This is a genomic window from Cedecea sp. B1(4) (genome assembly GCF_059414925.1).
On the sequence record NZ_JCAHMZ010000222.1, the window covers coordinates 1 to 311 of the forward strand.

1 protein-coding gene is annotated in these 311 nt (G+C 62.4%); it reads left to right on the forward strand.

Annotated features, from left to right (window positions below):
* A partial coding sequence (locus tag ACR6JA_RS22710) for an AAA family ATPase (RefSeq protein WP_494599724.1) occupies positions 1-311 on the forward strand: 311 nt, incomplete at both ends.

Genomic DNA, 311 nt, shown 5'->3' on the forward strand with positions numbered 1-311 from the left:
TTGAACAGCGCGGCGCGCGCGAGGCATCTATCCTTCTTGTCACCGGCCCGGCCGGGCTGGGCAAGAGCGAGACGGTCGACCGCTTCGCCATGGATACCAACGCCATCTATCTGCGCGCCAAAGAGACGTGGACCAAGCGCGGCCTGCTGACGGAGATGGCCGACACCTTGAAGCTGTCCAACAGCGGCCGCAATCAGGAAGTGCAAGCCCGCATCATTGGCCATGTCGCCCAGCGGCAAACCCCCATCGTGATTGATGAGGCGGAATTTACCGTGCGCACTACTGCGTCCATCCTGGAATGCGTGCGCGAT